This is a genomic window from Streptomyces mutabilis, assembly GCF_046628145.1.
Classification (GTDB): Bacteria; Actinomycetota; Actinomycetes; order Streptomycetales; family Streptomycetaceae; genus Streptomyces; species Streptomyces mutabilis.
The window spans coordinates 1,096,163-1,108,379 of the sequence record NZ_CP176874.1 but is presented as its reverse complement, the minus strand read 5'-3'; the positions used below and the strand labels follow the sequence as shown (position 1 = coordinate 1,108,379).

At 71.9% G+C, this 12,217-nt stretch carries 12 protein-coding genes; 8 read left to right on the top strand and 4 right to left on the bottom strand.

The window, feature by feature from the left end:
- Positions 1-48: 48 nt before the first annotated feature.
- A complete protein-coding gene (locus ACLIN4_RS04685) occupies positions 49-804 on the top strand; it encodes an alpha/beta fold hydrolase (protein ID WP_381912270.1) in 756 nt (251 codons plus the stop codon).
- Between the two features lie 4 nt (positions 805-808).
- Here ACLIN4_RS04685 and ACLIN4_RS04680 read toward each other — a convergent pair whose 3' ends face one another.
- The gene (locus ACLIN4_RS04680) at positions 809-1,408 is read right to left on the bottom strand and encodes a class I SAM-dependent methyltransferase (protein WP_289907757.1); all 600 of its coding nucleotides are present in this window, start codon (positions 1,406-1,408) and stop codon (positions 809-811) included.
- 152 nt (positions 1,409-1,560) lie between these two features.
- On the opposite strand from ACLIN4_RS04680, the gene ACLIN4_RS04675 reads away from it, so the two are divergent.
- From ACLIN4_RS04675 to ACLIN4_RS04655, 5 genes are all read left to right on the top strand, one after another.
- Positions 1,561-2,358, top strand: coding sequence for an MHYT domain-containing protein (locus ACLIN4_RS04675; protein ID WP_107477548.1), 798 nt, complete (start codon positions 1,561-1,563; stop codon positions 2,356-2,358).
- A gap of 81 nt (positions 2,359-2,439) precedes the next feature.
- On the top strand, positions 2,440-5,106 hold the full coding sequence (locus ACLIN4_RS04670) for a nitrate- and nitrite sensing domain-containing protein (protein WP_411575525.1): 2,667 nt from the start codon (positions 2,440-2,442) through the stop codon (positions 5,104-5,106).
- A complete protein-coding gene (locus ACLIN4_RS04665) occupies positions 5,103-5,540 on the top strand; it encodes a roadblock/LC7 domain-containing protein (protein ID WP_307653170.1) in 438 nt (145 codons plus the stop codon). Before ACLIN4_RS04670 ends, ACLIN4_RS04665 begins: the two co-directional genes overlap by 4 nt.
- 18 nt (positions 5,541-5,558) lie before the next feature.
- A complete protein-coding gene (locus tag ACLIN4_RS04660; protein WP_100044877.1) occupies positions 5,559-5,972 on the top strand; it encodes a DUF742 domain-containing protein in 414 nt (137 codons plus the stop codon).
- 62 nt (positions 5,973-6,034) lie between these two features.
- Positions 6,035-6,640 (top strand): GTP-binding protein, encoded by a 606-nt coding sequence (locus tag ACLIN4_RS04655; protein ID WP_107477546.1) that lies wholly within the window; start codon positions 6,035-6,037, stop codon positions 6,638-6,640.
- A 34-nt stretch (positions 6,641-6,674) separates the two neighbouring features.
- On the opposite strand, the gene ACLIN4_RS04650 is transcribed toward ACLIN4_RS04655, so the two are convergent.
- A complete protein-coding gene (locus tag ACLIN4_RS04650) occupies positions 6,675-7,103 on the bottom strand; it encodes a PPOX class F420-dependent oxidoreductase (protein WP_289907754.1) in 429 nt (142 codons plus the stop codon).
- A gap of 109 nt (positions 7,104-7,212) precedes the next feature.
- Here ACLIN4_RS04650 and ACLIN4_RS04645 point away from each other — a divergent pair, with 109 nt between their 5' ends.
- Together ACLIN4_RS04645 and ACLIN4_RS04640 are read left to right on the top strand one after the other, a co-directional pair.
- The gene (locus ACLIN4_RS04645; RefSeq protein WP_107477545.1) at positions 7,213-7,626 is read left to right on the top strand and encodes a roadblock/LC7 domain-containing protein; all 414 of its coding nucleotides are present in this window, start codon (positions 7,213-7,215) and stop codon (positions 7,624-7,626) included.
- Between the two features lie 138 nt (positions 7,627-7,764).
- Positions 7,765-8,688, top strand: a complete 924-nt coding sequence (locus tag ACLIN4_RS04640; protein WP_411575524.1) for a DUF6397 family protein — start codon at positions 7,765-7,767, stop codon at positions 8,686-8,688.
- A 19-nt stretch (positions 8,689-8,707) separates the two neighbouring features.
- On the opposite strand, the gene ACLIN4_RS04635 is transcribed toward ACLIN4_RS04640, so the two are convergent.
- Together ACLIN4_RS04635 and ACLIN4_RS04630 are read right to left on the bottom strand one after the other, a co-directional pair.
- Positions 8,708-9,577: an acyl-CoA thioesterase gene (locus ACLIN4_RS04635; RefSeq protein WP_100044882.1), complete on the bottom strand. Its 870-nt coding sequence runs from the start codon at positions 9,575-9,577 to the stop codon at positions 8,708-8,710.
- A 19-nt stretch (positions 9,578-9,596) separates the two neighbouring features.
- A complete protein-coding gene (locus ACLIN4_RS04630) occupies positions 9,597-12,110 on the bottom strand; it encodes a DEAD/DEAH box helicase (protein ID WP_179342412.1) in 2,514 nt (837 codons plus the stop codon).
- Positions 12,111-12,217 lie beyond the last annotated feature (107 nt).

The following is a 12,217-nucleotide window of genomic DNA, read 5'->3' as shown; positions in this document are numbered from 1 at the left end:
TCTCTGTGTGGTCGTGCGACAGGGCGCGACGGACCGTGGGAGGACACGATGAGGGAAGCCCGGTTCGATGGGCGGGGCAGCTGCATCCGCTGGACGGAGGCACCGGGGGCGGAGCCCGCGCGGGTGTACGTGCACGGGCTCGGATCGGTCTCGTCCGTGTACCACGCGCACATCGCGGCCCGCCCCGAACTCGCGGGCCGCCGCAGCCTCTTCGTCGATCTGCCGGGCCACGGGATCAGTGACCGGCCCCAGCACTTCGGGTACACCCTCGAGGACCACGCCGACGCGCTGGCCGCCGCGCTGGACGCGGCGGACCTGACCGGAGCGGAACTGGTCGCGCACAGTATGGGTGGCGCCGTGGCCATCGTCCTCGCCCACCGGCGGCCCGAACTGGTCTCCCGTCTGGTCCTCACGGAGGCCAATCTCGACGCCTTCCCGCCGTCGGCCGCGGGCAGCAGCCGCATCGCCTCCTACGAGGAGGACGATTACGTCCACGGCGGCCACGCGCGCGTGCTGGAGGACGTCGGCCCGCTGTGGGCGGCGACGATGCGGCTGGCGGACGCGCGTGCCCTGCACCGCTCCGCGGTCGGGCTGCGGCGGGGATCGGAGCCCGTGATGCGCACCCTCCTCGAAGGACTTCCGGTCGACCGTGTGTACGTGCAGGGCGGGCTCAGCGGTGAACTGGAGGGCCGGCAGGCGCTGGAGGCCGCGGGCGTGCGCGTGGTGACCGTCCCGGGAGCCGGGCACAACGTCATGCTCGACCGGCCGGACGAGTTCGCCGCGGTGATCGCACAGGCAAGCTGAGTGGTCAGCCCTCCCGCACGGCCAGGGACAGGAACCGGGCGTCCTCGTCCACGTACGAGGTCATGCGCCACCCGGAACCGGCCAGCAAGGGCCGGAGCCGGTGCTCCGCGCGCAAGTCGTCCGGGGTGATCCGCCGGCCCTGCCGGGCCGCCAGTGCCGCCCTTCCGATCGGGTGGAACAGCGCGAGCACACCACCGGGACGCACGACGCGCGCCAACTCCGTCAGATTCCCGGCGGGATCGGGCAGGTGCGCGATGAGGCCCGCCGCGAACACGGCGTCGAGCGACCGCGACCGCAGGGGCAGCGCGGCGACGTCGGTCAGCAGCAACCGTCCCGCACGGTCCCTCCCGGCCCGAACGGCGGCCTGGAGCATGGCGGGCGTCAGATCGGCCCCCACGACCAGCCCCGAGCGGCCCACGGCCGCGCGCAACGGGGGCAGGGCACGCCCGGTGCCACAGCCCGCGTCGAGCACGCGAGCCCCCTCGTGCAGACCCAGTTCGGCGACCGCGGCCGCGTAGGCGGGGCCGTCGTCGGGGAACCGGCTGTCCCAGTCGGCGGCGCGAGCGCCGAAGAACTCCTGGACGTGCGTGTGGTCGTCGCTCATGCTCCGCATGATCCCCCAATGGCACGAGGGATGCCCCGGTGCACATGTTCGAGCATGACGCGATCGTTCCAGCGCTTCTCTGTGTCACATAGCAACAGCTTTCGAAATGCGCCCCCATTGTGCGCCCTCGCCGGGACTAGCGTCCCGGGGCCATGGGACACCTGGACCACGCCGCCCTCGGCTGGCTGACTCCCGCGCTGTCGTACGCGATGGCCTGTGCCGGCGCCGCCCTCGGGCTGCGCTGCACCGTGCGCGCCCTCGCCGCCGACGGCCGCGCGCGCCGCAACTGGCTGCTCACCGCGGCTTCGGCGATCGGCACCGGCATCTGGACGATGCACTTCGTCGCCATGCTCGGCTTCCGCGTGAGCGGCACCGACATCCGCTACGACGTACCGCTCACCCTCACGAGCCTGCTCGTCGCCATGGTCGTCGTCTGCGCCGGCGTCTTCGCGGTCGGCTACGGACGCGACCGCACACGAGCACTGGTGCTCGGCGGACTCACCACGGGGCTCGGCGTCGCCAGCATGCACTACCTAGGAATGGCCGCCGTTCGCCTGCACGGTGACGTGAGCTACGACCCACTGCGCGTCGGCCTCTCCGTCCTCATCGCCGTCGCCGCGGCCACGGCGGCTCTGTGGGCCGCGCTGAACATCAGGTCCGCCCTGGCGGTCACCGTCGCCTCCCTGATCATGGGAGCGGCCGTGAGCAGCATGCACTACACCGGCATGTCCGCGGTGAGCGTGCGGGTCACGCCCTCCGGCGAAGCGCTGCCCGGGGCCACGGCGATGCAGTTCATCTTCCCCCTCGCCGTCGGCCTCGGGTCCTACCTCTTCCTGACCTCGGCGTTCGTCGCGCTCTCGCCGACGGCAGGGGAGCACGAGGCCTCCGCGTCGGCTCGGCAGCCCCTCGGGAGCGCCGCCGAGAGCGCAGCCGGTGGTACCGCCCGGTAGCGGCGGTCCCCGGGCGTCGACGGTCCCGGGCGCCGACGGTCCCTGCGGCAACGTCCCGACTCCGCCCCGAGCGAGGAAACCATGCGTACACCACGGACGTCGTCTCCCACGGCCGGCACCGAGCCGCCGCCCCGGCCGCCCGTGCGCGGCCGCCGGGCACACGCCGGTCCACCGGCGGCGGACGAGAGCCGCACGGACCCCGCGGACGCGACGCGGATACCGGTGAGCACGCGCGCGTGGCGCAGACGCATCCGTCCGCGCACCGTGCGGGCCAGGATCGTCTGCCTGCTGATGGTGCCCGTCGTCTCCCTGCTGACCCTGTGGGCGTACGCCACCGTCACCACGGCACAGGACATCTCACGACTCCGGCAGGTGCAGCGCGTGGACGCCGAGGTCCGGGCCCCCGTCAACGCCGCCGTCGCCGCCCTGCAGGCTGAACGGCGCGCGGCCGTACGACACGCCACCGACCCGTCGGCGGTCCCGGGCGACGACTACCGGGAACTCACCGCACGCACCGACCGCGCGGTGGCGGAACTGCGCCTCGGCGACCGCCACACCGTCGCCGACAGCGAGGAACTCCCCGCCTCGGTGGCCCGGCGGCTCGGTGCGTTCGTGGCCGGAGCCGAACGGCTCGGTCCACTGCGCACCGCCGTCCTCGACCGCAGCGCGGACTGGGAGGACGCCTACGGCCGGTACACGGCCACGATTTCCGCGGCCTTCCGCGTGGGCGGCGCGCTGAGCGGCATCCAGGACGCCGATCAGGGCTCCGATGCCCGTGTGCTGGTCGAGTTCGCCCGTGCGGGCGAGGCACTCGCCCAGGAGGACACCCTGCTGGCCGGCGCCCCCCTCGCCGACGGTCTCGGCGGCGAGCGGATGCGGTTGTTCACCGGCGCCGTCGACAGGCGACGATCCCTCACCGAATCCGCCGTCGCCGACCTGCGCGGCTCCGAACGCGCCGCGTGGCAGGAACTCGCCGCCGGCAGTGCCTACGCGACTGTGGGGGCGGCCGAGGAGAAGCTGCTCGCCCCGGGTGCCGAAGGCCGGGCGATCGAGGAAGCGGCACCGCTCACGGCCTGGGACGGGGCGTACGCGCGCGTGCGGGACGGTATGCGGGCGATCGAACAGGACGCCGGGCGGGCAGTCGCCGACCGGGCCGACCCGTTCACGCGCGGCGTGCTCACTCCGGCCGGGGCCGCCGTCCTCCTCGGCCTCCTCGCCGTAGCGGCGTCGCTCGTCATCTCCGTGCGCATCGGCCGCGGCCTGGTGGTCGAACTGGTAGGCCTGCGCAACAGTGCCCTGGAGATCGCCCGACGCCGGCTCCCCGAGGCCATGCGCAGACTGCGCACGGGTGAGGAGATCGAGATCGGCCCTGAGGTGCCACCCGGGCCGCCCGCCGAGGACGAGGCCGGCCAGGTCGCCGAGGCACTGGACACCGTGCACCGGGCCGCCCTGCGGGCCGCTGTGGAGCGCGCCGAACTCGCGAGCGGCATCTCCGGGGTCTTCGTCAATCTCGCCCGGCGCAGCCAGATCCTCGTGCACCGCCAGCTGAGTCTCCTGGACAGCATGGAACGCCGCTCCGACGACCCGAACGAACTGAGCGACCTCTTCCGCCTCGACCACCTCACCACCCGCATGCGGCGCCACGCCGAGAGCCTGATCATCCTCTCCGGCGCCGCACCCGGCCGTGCCTGGCGCACGCCGGTCTCCCTCACGGACGTGGTCCGTGCGGCCGTCTCGGAGATCGAGGACTACGCGCGAGTGGAGGTACGACACCTTCCCGAGGCGTCCGTCATCGGCGCCGCGGTCGCCGACCTCACCCACCTCGTGGCCGAGATCATCGAGAACGCCGCCCAGTTCTCGCCGCCCCACACGCGCGTGCGTGTCACCGGCGAGCCCGTCGGCAACGGCTACGCCATCGAGGTGGAGGACCGCGGGCTCGGCATGGGCAAGGACACGCTCGCCGAGGCCAACCACCGCATAGCCCGGTCCGAGGCGCTCGACCTGTTCGACAGCGACCGCCTCGGCCTGTTCGTGGTCAGCCGGCTCGCCGCCCGGCACGACATCAAGGTGCACCTCAAGACCTCGCCCTACGGCGGCACCACCGCCGTCGTCCTGCTGCCCACCGCACTCCTGCACAGCGGAACGCCGGAACGGTCGCCCGGAACGGCACACGAGGCCTCACAGCCCGCGGACCCTGCGTACGCCGCCGGTCCCACTCCGTACCAGGAGCCCGTTCCCGCACCGGCCGAACGACCGGCGCTGGCAGCTTCCGTACCGGCGATGGCGGACAGCTCGGCACCGAGCCGGCCCCGAGGAACTTCCCCCTTGCGACTGCACCGGTCCCCTGACCGCTCCGGCACCGCCGATGGTCTCCGCCCGCCGCACACCACGGACCGGTCCGACGACCACGGTGCACAGACGACGGGCCGGTCCGACGACCGAGGTGCCGCACGGGCGGCAGGGCGGCCCGACGACCACGGCGTTGCACAGACGGCGGACCGGTCCGACGACCTCCCCCGCCGCGTGCGGCAGGCCAGCCTGGCTCCCCAACTGCGCGACGGGCGCCCGGCCGATCCCGCACCGCCGCCCTTCCTACGCGCCCACGACGAGCGCACCCCGGAACTCGTACGGGAGCGCATGACGGCCTACCGCGACGGCTGGTCACGCGGCGGTGGCCGCCGCCCCGGCCATCGGACCCCACCGGACGCGCGGGCCGGCGGCAACAGAGACGAAGGAGACCCCGCATGATCCACAACCCCGGCACCGGGAGCGCCCGGTGGGCCCGCGAACTCGACTGGCTGCTGGACGACCTCGTCGGATGCGTGCGCGAAGTGCGGCACGCCGTGGTGCTGTCGAACGACGGACTCGCCGTGGGCGCGTCGACCGGCCTCGGCCGTGAGGACGCGGAACATCTCGCGGCGGTCGCCTCCGGCTTCCACAGCTTGGCCAAGGGCGCGGGCCGGCACTTCGGCGCCGGGGGCGTACGCCAGACCATGGTCGAGATGGACGACGGCTTCCTCTTCGTGGCCGCCGCCGGCGACGGCTCCTGCCTCGCCGTCCTCACCGCGGTGACCGCCGACATCGGTCTGGTGGCCTACGAGATGGCACGTCTGGTCAGACGCGTCGGTGAGCATCTCCGCACCGCGCCACGCGCCGTCGCACGGCCGCCCGCCGGCGGATGACCCGGGAGGGCAGCACCGATGACCGACCACACCACGGGCGACGGCCGGGACCGGCCGGGCAGCCAGTGGTACGACGACGAGGCCGGGCCCCTGGTTCGCCCCTACGCGATGACCGGCGGCCGCACCCGGCCCGGCCCCGCGGGGGTGCGCTTCGACCTGATCGCCCTCGTCACGCGCGTCCCCGGCGCGCCGGACTCCGACGACGCCGTGCTCGGGCCGGAACACCGGACCCTGGTCCACCTGTGCCGCTCGGAGACCCAGTCGGTCGCCGAACTCGCCGCGGACGCCGATCTGCCCGTGGGCGTCGTCCGGGTACTCCTCGGCGACCTGGTGGAACTCGGCTGTGTGTCCGTCAGCCGCCCCGTACCGCCCGCGCACTTGCCTGACGAACGGATTCTGCGCGAAGTGATCGACGGACTCCGCGCACTGTAGAGGAGCCGAGAGCCATGACCGGCACAACCGTGCACGACCAACCGGACCGGGAGAAATGATCGATGGTCTCCGAGCACCCCGACCCCACGGACGGCGACACGACGGCGCTGGCGTTGAAGATCCTGGTCGCCGGAGGGTTCGGCGTGGGCAAGACCACTCTGGTGGGCGCGGTCAGCGAGATCAGGCCGCTGCGCACGGAGGAGCAACTCAGCGAAGCGGGCCGGCTGGTGGACGACACCGACGGCATCGACCGCAAGGTCACCACGACCGTCGCCATGGACTTCGGGCGCATCACCATCCGGTCCGGCCTGTCCCTGTACCTCTTCGGCACACCGGGGCAGGACCGGTTCTGGTTCCTGTGGGACGAACTGTCCCAGGGCGCGCTCGGCGCCGTCGTCCTGGCGGACACCCGGCGCCTGGCGGACTGCTTCCCGGCCGTGGACTACTTCGAGCACCGGCGCATCCCGTTCGTGGTGGCCGTCAACTGCTTCACGGGGGCGCGCCGCCACGAGGAGCAGGACGTCCTGCGCGCCCTCGACCTCGACCGGGGAACCCCCGTGGTGCTGTGCGACGCCCGGGACCGCGACTCGGGCAAGGAGGTGCTGATCCGGCTCGTCGAGTACGCCGGGCGGATGCACACCGCCCGGCTGCTCGACTCCGTGCGCTGAGCGGGCCGACCCTGCCACGCTCGCACCGGCGGCCTCAGTCCGCCACGGACTTCTGGGCCAGGACCTTGTCGACGGTGACGCGGACGAGGAGCTCGCCCGGAACCCCGTTGCGGGCCCCGAACTCCTCGGCGCGTTCCTCGCCCATGTACCGGGCCGCGATACGGGCGGCCCAGTGCCGGAGTTCGCCGAGGTCCTCCGAGACACGTGCGCGGCCCTGCAGCACGACGAAGTCGAAGGGAGGCCGGTCGTCGTCCACGCACAGGGCGACTCGGCCGTCACGGACCAGATTGCGTCCCTTCACGGTGTCCTTGCCGGTGTTGAACACCACGTCGTCCCCGACCAGCAGGAACCAGATCGGTGCCACGTGCGGGCTGCCGTCCGCCCGCACGGTCGAGAGCTTGCCGGTGCGGGTGCCCTGCGAGACGAACGCCCGCCATTCCTCATCGGTCATCTTCTGTGCCATGCCCACATCCTCCTTGCCCGGAGCACGGGCGTGGTGAAGGCTGGCGGGCAGATCCTCCGCCGCGCGGGGGAAACGCACGCACACGGGGACGACACGGGGAGATCGGATCATGGCGCAGAACCAGGGACTCGGCTGGCTGCTGGACGACCTGACCGAGCGGGTCGAGCACGTCCGGCACGCGTTGGTCCTGTCCAACGACGGGCTGGTGACGGGAGCCAGTACGGGCCTGCGCCGCGAGGACGCCGAGCACCTCGCCGCCGTCTCGTCCGGACTGCACAGCCTGGCCAAGGGATCGGGCCGCCACTTCGGCGCGGGCCAGGTACGGCAGACGATGGTCGAGTTCGACGACGCCGTCCTGTTCGTCACCGCGGCGGGCGCGGGCAGCTGCCTGTGCGTGCTCAGCGGCGCGGAGGCCGACATCGGGCAGATCGCCTACGAGATGACGCTGCTCGTGAACCGGGTGGGCGAGCACCTCGACGTCGATGCGCGACAGCCGGGCCGGATAACACCGACAGACCTCTGACCTGGGCGTTCAGTACTCCTGCGAGACCTGCCGCGGAGTTTTCCACAGGCTCGACGCGGAGGGCGCGCCCGCGGCTACCGTTCTGTGTCAGGCGGGCGCGGACCGGCGCCCGCCGCACACTCCACGGGGGAGACGAACATGTCCGGCAGCCTTCTCACGCACGAGACCACGACCACTCTCCGGCGCACCGGCGCCACTCTTCTCCCGCCCGGCCGCGCGGCGAGGGAACTCGGCCTCAAGCGCGGCGAGTTCGACCTCGCGGTACACATCGGCCGCATCCGCACCGTGCCCGACGACTCCGACGCCCCGGGCGGCGGCCGACGCGTCACCCGCGACGAGACCGAGCGGATCCGGGCGGTGGAGGGATTCCCGGAGACCCTGCGCGAGAGCGTCCGGACCGTCGGCACCACGGAGGGCGCGGCCCTGATGGCGGTGACCAAGGCCCGTTTCACCCGTCTCGCCCGTCTGGGCCTCCTGGTGCCCGTGAGGTTCTACGTCAACCGCTACCGTGCCGTCGTCTGGCTGTACCTTGCCGACGAGCTACGGCAGTTCGCGGGCGAGGAGAAGAACACCGCACTGCTCAAGGGCCGTACGCCCGAGGGACTGAGGGACCAGCTGAGGGAAGGCCTGGACCTGCGTGCCCGCAACTGGAGGGGACAGTACCTGGGGTTCCTGCTCCGCCAGGCCGCCGATCCGTGGACCCGGGCCGCGGCGGTGGCGGCGCTGCTGGGCCCGGTCGAGGTGTCGGCGGCCGTCCGGGACCCCTACGAGCGCTCTCGTCTGAATCGGTTCCGCCCGGTGCCGCCGGCCCACGCGACCCCCGGCTCCCCGGCCGCGCAGCTCGCCGAAGAGATCATGACGGCGGCCGACCCCGACGAGATCGAATGGTTGCGCACGAATCTGGCGGCCGAGATGGAGGCTGCTCGCCGGTACCTTCCCGCGCCACGCCCCGCCTTCCGTCCCGTGCCGTCTCCGCCCGATGGGGCAGAGACACGGCACGAGGCGGAGGAAACGGGACGCTTGCGCGGTCTGCTCGGCAGGCTCTGGCGCAGAGACCCCTGACCGGACCCCTGACTCGCGACTACTTCAGGGCCCGGAACAGCCCTTCCTGGACGACGGACACCAGCATCCGTCCCTCCCTGTCGTAGATCCGTCCCCGCGCGAGCCCTCGCCCACCGGTCGCGATCGGCGACTCCTGGTCGTACAGGAACCACTCGTCCGCGCGGAACGGCCGGTGGAACCACATGGCGTGGTCCAGCGACGCCATGTCGAAGCCCCGCGGGCCCCACAGAGGCTCCACCGGGATGCGCACGGCGTCCAGCAGCGTCATGTCGCTGGCGTAGGTCAGGGCGCAGGTGTGCACGAGCGGGTCGTCGCCGAGCGGCCCGACCGCGCGCATCCACACGGCGCTGCGGGGCTCGGCGTCCTCGACCTCCTCGGCGCTCCAGCGCAGCCGGTCCACATAACGGATGTCGAAGGGCTGACGGCGGGCCATCCGCTCGAACTGCTCGGGCAGCCCGCCCAGGTGCTCCCGGACCTCGTCGGCGACCTTCGGCAGGGACTCGGGGTCCGGCACCTTGCGGGCCGGCGGCAGCTGGTGCTCGAAACTCCCCTGCTCAGGCTTGTGAAAGGAGGCGGTGAGCGTGAAGATCGTGCGGCCCTGCTGCACCGCGGTGACCCGACGGGTCGTGAACGACCGACCGTCCCGGTCCCGCTCGACCTGGTACACGATCGGCACGCCCGGGCGTCCCGGACGCAGGAAGTACGCGTGCAGCGAGTGCACCGGGCGGTCGCCCTCCGTGGTGCGGCCCGCCGCGACCAGCGCCTGGCCGGCCACTTGGCCGCCGAAGACCCGCTGCAGCGACTCCTCGGGGCTGCGGCCACGGAAGATGTTGACCTCGATCTGCTCCAGGTCGAGCAGGGCGACGAGGCTCTCGGCCGGGTTCGTCATCGGTGGGATTCTCCTGTGCTCACAGCTGGCCGACATCGGTGACGCGGACGACCGCCCGGCCCTCCGCGTCGGAGGCCGTGAGATCGACCTCCGCGCTGATGCCCCAGTCGTGGTCGTCGTTCGGGTCGTCGAAGATCTGCCGCACGCGCCACAGGCCGTTCTGCGGCTCCTCTTCGATGATCAGCAACTTGGGGCCGCGGGCGTCGGGACCGGTGCCCAGGTCGTTGTACTCGTCCCAGTACGCGTCCATGGCCTCGCCCCACGCGTCGGCGTCCCAGCCGCCCTCGCCGTCCATCTCGCCGAGCTCCTCGACCTGGTCCAGGGCGGCGAGCTCGACACGACGGAACATGGCGTTGCGGACCAGGACGCGGAAGGCGCGCGCGTTGGCGGTGACCGGCCGCACCTGGTCGGCCTTCTCCTGCGCCTCCTCCGCGGTCATCTCCTCCGGGTTGGCCAGCTGCTCCCACTCGTCCAGCAGGCTGGAGTCGACCTGGCGCACCATCTCGCCGAGCCACTCGATCAGGTCCTGCAGGTCCTCGGACTTCAGGTCGTCGGGGACGGTGTGGTCGAGGGCCTTGAACGCGCTCGCGAGGTAGCGCAGCACGATGCCCTCGGTGCGGGCCAGTTCGTAGTGGGAGACCAACTCCGTGAAGGTCAGTGCCCGCTCGTACATGTCCCGGATGACCGACTTCGGCGACAGCGGGTGGTCGCCGACCCAGGGGTGGCTCCTGCGGTAGGTGTCGTAGGCGTGGAAGAGCAGCTCCTCCAGGGGCTTCGGGTACGTGATGTCCTGGAGGCGCTCCATGCGCTCCTCGTACTCGACGCCGTCCGCCTTCATCGCGGCCACGGCCTCGCCGCGCGCCTTGTTCTGCTGGGCGGCCAGGATCTGCCGGGGATCGTCCAGCGTGGACTCCACGACGGAGACCATGTCCAGCGCGTACGACGGGGACTCCGGGTCCAGCAGCTCGAAGGCGGCCAGCGCGAAGGTGGACAGCGGCTGGTTCAGCGCGAAGTCCTGCTGGAGGTCCACCGTGAGACGGACGATGCGGCCCTCGGCGTCCGGCTCGTCGAGCTTCTCGACGATGCCGCCGTCCAGCAGCGACCGGTAGATGGCGATCGCCCGACGGATGTGCCGCAGCTGCTGCTTGCGCGGCTCGTGGTTGTCCTCCAGCAGGTGCCGCATGGCCGCGAAGGCGTTGCCGGGCCTGGCGATCACGGACAGCAGCATGGTGTGCGTGACCCGGAAACGGGAGGTGAGCGGCTCGGGATCGGAAGCGATGAGCTTCTCGAAGGTGCTCTCCGACCAGGCGACGAAGCCCTCGGGTGCCTTCTTGCGGACGACCTTCCGTCGCTTCTTCGGATCGTCACCGGCCTTGGCGAGCGCCTTCTCGTTCTCGACGACGTGCTCGGGCGCCTGGGCGACGACGAAGCCCTCCGTGTCGAACCCCGCGCGCCCGGCCCGGCCCGCGATCTGGTGGAACTCGCGGGCCCGCAGCGTGCGCACCCGGGTGCCGTCGTACTTGGTCAGGGCCGTGAACAGCACGGTACGGATGGGCACGTTGACGCCCACGCCGAGCGTGTCCGTACCGCAGATCACCTTCAGCAGACCGGCCTGCGCGAGCTTCTCCACCAGCCGCCGGTACTTGGGCAGCATGCCGGCGTGGTGGACGCCGATTCCGTGCCGGACGTAACGGGACAGGTTGCGGCCGAACTTGGTGGTGAAGCGGAAGTTGCCGATCAACTCGGCGATCCGGTCCTTCTCCTCCCGCGTGCACATGTTGATGCTCATCAGCGCCTGCGCCCGCTCCACGGCCTGCGCCTGCGTGAAGTGCACGATGTAGACGGGCGCCTGCCGGGCCTCCAGCAGGTCGGTGAGCGTCTCGGTGAGCGGGGTGTAGCGGAACTCGTAGGACAGCGGCACGGGCCGGGTGGCCGAGCGGACCACCGCCGTGGGGCGGCCGGTGCGGCGCGCGAGGTCCTTCTCGAAGAACGAGACGTCACCGAGGGTGGCCGACATGAGGACGAACTGGGCCTGCGGCAGCTCCAGCAGGGGGATCTGCCAGGCCCAGCCGCGGTCGGGTTCCGCGTAGAAGTGGAACTCGTCCATGACGACCTGGCCGATGTCCGCGTGCTTGCCGTCGCGCAGCGCGATCGACGCCAGGACCTCGGCCGTGCAGCAGATGACGGGGGCGTCGGCGTTCACGGAGGCGTCGCCGGTCAGCATGCCGACGTTCTCGGTGCCGAAGAGCTTGCACAGCTCGAAGAACTTCTCCGACACCAGGGCCTTGATCGGGGCCGTGTAGAAGGTGACCTCGTCACGGGCCAGGGCGGCGAAGTGCGCGCCCGCGGCGATCATGCTCTTGCCGGAGCCGGTGGGCGTCGACACGATCACGTTCGCGCCGGAGACCACCTCGATCAGCGCCTCCTCCTGATGGGGGTACAGCGTGAGACCGCGTTCCTGGGCCCACGCCTCGAAGGCTTCGTACAGGGCATCTGGGTCGGCGGTCCGCGGCAGCTGATCGATGAGGGTCACGCCCCCATCTTGCCTGGCCTCTGCCGTGATGGGGGAATCGGCTGTCCGCGTGAAGATCACGAACGCTACGCTGGGTCGCCGACGAGGCTGCGGCGGACCCGGACAAC

Coding starts and splice junctions, on each gene's coding strand:
- ACLIN4_RS04650 (WP_289907754.1), bottom strand. CDS start 7,103: ATGGCACAGAAGATGACCGATGAGGAATGGCGGGCGTTCGTCTCGCAG.
- ACLIN4_RS04685 (WP_381912270.1), top strand. CDS start 49: ATGAGGGAAGCCCGGTTCGATGGGCGGGGCAGCTGCATCCGCTGGACG.
- ACLIN4_RS04645 (WP_107477545.1), top strand. CDS start 7,213: ATGGCGCAGAACCAGGGACTCGGCTGGCTGCTGGACGACCTGACCGAG.
- ACLIN4_RS04680 (WP_289907757.1), bottom strand. CDS start 1,408: ATGAGCGACGACCACACGCACGTCCAGGAGTTCTTCGGCGCTCGCGCC.
- ACLIN4_RS04635 (WP_100044882.1), bottom strand. CDS start 9,577: ATGACGAACCCGGCCGAGAGCCTCGTCGCCCTGCTCGACCTGGAGCAG.
- ACLIN4_RS04640 (WP_411575524.1), top strand. CDS start 7,765: ATGTCCGGCAGCCTTCTCACGCACGAGACCACGACCACTCTCCGGCGC.
- ACLIN4_RS04670 (WP_411575525.1), top strand. CDS start 2,440: ATGCGTACACCACGGACGTCGTCTCCCACGGCCGGCACCGAGCCGCCG.
- ACLIN4_RS04665 (WP_307653170.1), top strand. CDS start 5,103: ATGATCCACAACCCCGGCACCGGGAGCGCCCGGTGGGCCCGCGAACTC.
- ACLIN4_RS04675 (WP_107477548.1), top strand. CDS start 1,561: ATGGGACACCTGGACCACGCCGCCCTCGGCTGGCTGACTCCCGCGCTG.
- ACLIN4_RS04660 (WP_100044877.1), top strand. CDS start 5,559: ATGACCGACCACACCACGGGCGACGGCCGGGACCGGCCGGGCAGCCAG.
- ACLIN4_RS04655 (WP_107477546.1), top strand. CDS start 6,035: ATGGTCTCCGAGCACCCCGACCCCACGGACGGCGACACGACGGCGCTG.